4 protein-coding genes are annotated in these 4,044 nt (G+C 45.5%); 3 read left to right on the top strand and 1 reads right to left on the bottom strand.

Annotated elements, in window-relative coordinates; translation table 11 throughout:
• Positions 1 to 479 precede the first annotated feature (479 nt).
• A complete protein-coding gene (locus ACQ5DJ_RS29820; protein WP_429845612.1) occupies positions 480 to 2,054 on the top strand; it encodes an FAD-dependent oxidoreductase in 1,575 nt (524 codons plus the stop codon).
• Positions 2,055 to 2,058: 4 nt separating this feature from the next.
• On the opposite strand, the gene ACQ5DJ_RS29815 is transcribed toward ACQ5DJ_RS29820, so the two are convergent.
• On the bottom strand, positions 2,059 to 2,670 hold the full coding sequence (locus ACQ5DJ_RS29815) for an AAA family ATPase (protein WP_429845613.1): 612 nt from the start codon (positions 2,668 to 2,670) through the stop codon (positions 2,059 to 2,061).
• 189 nt (positions 2,671 to 2,859) lie between these two features.
• Between ACQ5DJ_RS29815 and ACQ5DJ_RS29810 the strand changes: the two genes are divergently transcribed.
• On the top strand, positions 2,860 to 3,333 hold the full coding sequence (locus ACQ5DJ_RS29810; RefSeq protein WP_429845611.1) for a hypothetical protein: 474 nt from the start codon (positions 2,860 to 2,862) through the stop codon (positions 3,331 to 3,333).
• Positions 3,334 to 3,363: 30 nt separating this feature from the next.
• Positions 3,364 to 3,951 carry a DUF3238 domain-containing protein gene (locus ACQ5DJ_RS29805; RefSeq protein WP_429845610.1) on the top strand — a complete coding sequence of 196 codons (588 nt, stop codon included), beginning with the start codon at positions 3,364 to 3,366 and terminating at the stop codon, positions 3,949 to 3,951.
• Positions 3,952 to 4,044: the final 93 nt, after the last annotated feature.

Raw genomic sequence — 4,044 nt, 5'->3', positions numbered from 1 at the left:
GGGAAACAGGTAGCCTAGGTGCTTTTTCAACGTCTCATTAATTAGGGTCAGTCCAGATAGTCTAGCTGGAGGGATTTTTTGTGCTTACATTTACTTTGTCCAACTCTCTACCGTCCGAAGTTTTACAAATAACAGAAAGAAAAGGAAAATATTTCTTGACTGTTCGCATTGTGTTCGTATATATTTAATTAAGAACATACGTTCCTGTTTTTGTGTCTTTGCAAAGACAATCTCACCCAAAAACACAAGTTTCAGGGTGGAAAAGTGGAATTCCGGTTGGTAAGTGACAGCAGGAAGGGGCTGGAAACGGGCATCAACTCCTAGGCAAAATTGAGGCACTGATGCTGAGTTAAAGATTGAACAAGCAGAAGCTAATGGAAAATATTTAGTTTTTTCTGCGAAATTTGTAACCTATTGTCATTTTTTGCGTATTAATTGGCAGAAACAACCAAAAAGTAGAAAATGTGGAGGGAAGAAGAATGAGAGAACTTCATGCTGATGTGGTAATTATTGGGGGAGGTACTGGTGGCTGCGCAGCAGCACTGGCAGCAGCGAAATCAGGAAAATCAGTCATTATGACGGAAGAAACCGATTGGATTGGCGGTCAATTTACGAGCCAAGCGGTACCGCCAGATGAGCATCCATGGATCGAACAGTTTGGTTGTACGCGAAGCTATCGCACATTCCGTGACAGCGTGCGTGACTATTACCGCAACCATTATCCAATGACGGCAGAAGCACGCGTCATCCCGAATCTTGACCCTGGTAACGGTTCGGTAAGTCGCCTTTGCCACGAACCAAAAGTAGCGCTAGCTGTTTTTTATCAGATGCTAGCTCCTTATATTAATAGTGGTAGACTTACTATTCTGACGAATCACAAGCTTCATGCCGTTCGCATGGCTGGCGATAACGTGTTGTCGATTACAGTGGAGGATCAGAAGCATCATGATTTTCATGAACTGGTCGCACCTTATTTCTTGGATGCGACAGAATGTGGAGATGTGCTCCCACAAGCCGGCGTAGAATATGTGCTTGGTGCCGAATCAGTCGATCAAACGGGAGAGCCAAATGCTGTTGTCGGGCCGCCGCAGCCAAATGATATTCAGGCATTTACGTATTGCTTCGCGATGGATTATTTGGAGGGAGAAAATCATACGATTGCCAAGCCGGAAACGTATGACTTCTGGCGCAACTACAAAGCAGATTTCTGGCCGGACAAGCTGCTCAGCTGGACAGGCTCCAATCCGCGCAATACTACTGAATCTGTACGATATGAGCTGTTCCCGGGGACTAAATATTTTCCACTCTTCACGTATCGCCAGATTGCTGATCCGAAAAACTTCCAAACCGGATTGTACAAGAGTGGCGTAACGACCGTTAACTGGCCGCAAAATGATTACTGGCTCGGCTCGATCATTGATGTGCCAGAGGAAGAGCGTCAGCGTCACCTCCACGGCGGTAAACAACTGAGTCTCTCCCTTCTGTATTGGATGCAAACAGAGGCTCCTCGTCCAGATGGTGGACAAGGGTATCCAGGACTGCGACTACGCAAGGATGTCATGGGAACAGAGGATGGACTGGCGATGTATCCGTATATTCGTGAATCCCGCCGGATCAAAGCCGAATTCACCGTATTGGAGCAACATGTGAGTGCATTTGTCCGCAATACAGGCAAGGCAGAAGCCTTCCATGATTCCGTTGGGGTCGGCAGCTATCGAATTGACCTGCATCCGAGCACTGCGAATCGCAATTACGTGGATGTGTCGACTTATCCGTTCCAAATTCCGTTGGGCAGCTTAATCCCTGTGCGTGTAAATAACCTCTTGCCGGCGGGCAAAAACCTTGGGGTTACGCATATTACAAATGGATGCTTCCGTCTTCACCCAGTAGAGTGGAACGTCGGTGAAGTAGCTGGCTATTTGACAGCGTATTGCTTGCAATATGGCCTGACTCCTCGCGCTGTCCGAAACACACCTGATGAGCTGAAAAAGTTCCAATCGTTCTTGTACGCGGAAGGCGTAGAGTACTTCTGGCCAACCATGTACGCAGTGTAGGTAGTTAGACGATCTGGTTGCCTGAGTTCGGGATTTCACCGAACTCAGGTTTTTTCATAGAGAGCGGGAGATCAACCAAGCGCATGATTTCCTCGACAGTTTCCTGTGGTGACTGCTCGGAAGAATCGATCCACATCCCGAGCTTTGGTGTTTCGGTCTGCAAGATTTTATTGAGGTGAGGAATCGTCCAAGCACCATACCCTGTTTTGGAGCGGGAAGATTCTCTCTCTTCAATCGCTTTTTCATTTGGCGTGAGTACGACGACATACAACGGACGGTTCCGAATCATTTCAACAAACTCGCCCAAAAGGGGGCCGATCACAACATCCTGTACAACGACATTAAATCCTTCTTCAAAAAAAGTGTCTGCCGTAGAGGCTGCTATTTTATAGCGCAACTGCAACTGACGAATGGCTTCTTCTGACGGTTCAGGCATATAGTCCTCTCTGCCATTTACAATCATTCGTCGGAACGAATCACCTCGCAGATGAACGCCTCGATTTAGCTTTTCAGCAAGTAACTGAGCTACTGTTGATTTTCCCGAAGCCATAATCCCAGTAACGAGAAAAATACATCTGTCTGGAGCGTGAAGATTGGCATTCTCGTGCAACATCATCATCCTCCCACCCTACTCATATGATGCTATGTACGTTTGCGTATGGAAACGATTGGATAATCCTTATCTTTTCGAATCATAACATGGCGGTCATGAAAACGCGATTGAGAAAATGAGGCACAAATAGGATAATATTTCTACTTGTCGAAATAGGAAGTACAGTAACACCAAAATAAGGGGGACTTTATCGTGATAGGTCCTATTTTTTTGCGTGGGGAATTGATAGAGGGATTTCGGGAGCATCTATTGAGCGTGCCTTATTATCAGGTGATTCATCAAGGAATTAGCTGCGTTGACAACGAAATGAAGAAGGTAAGCACGGATAATGTAAAGGAGATCATCAATCAGTTTGTACACTCTCGTTTCCCTATTGTTTGTTCTGCTGGGAGTAAAAGTACCATACCATTTTGGGACTATCATCTCGCCTTGCAATATGATGAGGATAAGAGAACAGCTATCATCTACGAGCTACTCGTGCGTGAACCAAACCAGGATCTTTGTAGAAAAGCGTTGCTTATGGCGTATTATTTATTGGTGAATCCGAAGATGGGCGTAGAAAGGATACAAGCCCCTATGAATCTGTCCCATTTGGCTGATTGCAAAGAATTCGAAGCTATCTGCATGGCGTTCATTCCTTACCAAAACATCACATATATGTCTTAGAAGAACAATAACACATGGAGGTGCCAATGTATGGTGAACCTGATCAAAATCAGAGCGAGTGTATTTATCCCCCAGTCATGGACGGAGCCCAGAACAGATCCGCAAACAGGAAAAGTCATTCAATTTGAAGGCGACTCACGTGAATTTACCCCCTATGCTGTAAATGCCATGCGTTCCAGAGTGGAGCAAGAGGTCGTCGTAGACTTTATGAAAAAAGAAATTTTTACTTATCAGAACACGGGAATCACAACAGAGAAAATCACGAATCCTGATGGCTTGATTCAACTGCGTAAAGGAAAAGCGAGTACGGAGGGCATTTTGTGCAGGAATATGGTATGGAAATCGGATGAAGAAGTGAGCTTTGAAATGAGCGCTAGTGCGAGTAATCCCCTGAATGAGCATGCGCCTCCGGTGGACTACTTATTATCGGTGACTGCGAATAGAGAAGGTCTTGTACAAATCGAAGGGGCGCATGATGGCTTCCCTTGCTTTGAATTTTATAAGCAAGCGGATTTTGGGACGTTTGAAACGATCTATACCCATGATTTCCGCGAAACAGGTGATACTCCGGCAGCTTTAGCTGGAGACATGGACTATCAATTTCGTAAGACTCTGTAGTACGAACGCATGCTGTACGTTAAAAAACCTTGGTAAATCTGGTCTTACCCCTGTCAAGCGGACAGAACTAAAAAAGCCTAAGCAGCCAGTGTG

Origin of the sequence: Brevibacillus sp. FIR094 (assembly GCF_050477165.1) — a bacterium.
Classification (GTDB): domain Bacteria; phylum Bacillota; class Bacilli; order Brevibacillales; family Brevibacillaceae; genus Brevibacillus.
Note: the sequence above shows the minus strand (reverse complement) of the source record. Positions and strands in the feature narration are given on the sequence as shown.